The following is a 536-nucleotide window of genomic DNA, read 5'->3' as shown; positions in this document are numbered from 1 at the left end:
GGATCACGGGTACGGTCGACGCGGCAACACTGAAGGCCGCCGTGGCGGCGCTGACAGATGGACGCTTGCGGTGATCCCTATTGCGTCGAGCGTGCGGGTGTGGATTGCGACCGGCCACACCGATATGCGTCGCGGCATGAACTCGCTGGCCTTGCTGGTGCAGGAAGCGTTCACGCGCGACCCGCACGGTGGCGACCTCTATGTGTTCCGTGGCAAAAGCGGCAAGCTGATCAAGATCCTTTGGCACGATGGACTGGGCATGTCACTTTATGCCAAGCGGCTGGAGCGCGGCCGCTTTCTGTGGCCGTCGTCGGCTGATGGCGTGGTGACAATCACCCCAGCCCAGCTTGGCTATCTGCTGGAGGGCATCGACTGGCGGATGCCACAACACACCTGGCGACCGCAGGCGGCTGGCTGATCGCTGGGATTTGAATCGGTGGCACGATCAGCGGTTCGGACAGAGACCGCATCTTGTGATTCTCTGGTCGGCGATGGGCGCCGATGATTCTCTTCCCGACGATGTGACCACGCTGCAG

At 62.7% G+C, this 536-nt stretch carries 1 protein-coding gene; it reads left to right on the top strand.

Annotated features, from left to right (window positions below):
- Positions 1-418: IS66 family insertion sequence element accessory protein TnpB (gene tnpB / locus AC629_RS44600; RefSeq protein ID WP_349531772.1), on the top strand; the 418-nt coding region annotated here is incomplete at its 5' end.
- Positions 419-536: the final 118 nt, after the last annotated feature.

Source organism: Bradyrhizobium sp. NAS80.1 (genome assembly GCF_001908205.1).
In the GTDB taxonomy this organism is placed as follows: domain Bacteria; phylum Pseudomonadota; class Alphaproteobacteria; order Rhizobiales; family Xanthobacteraceae; genus Bradyrhizobium.
Note: the sequence above shows the minus strand (reverse complement) of the source record. Positions and strands in the feature narration are given on the sequence as shown.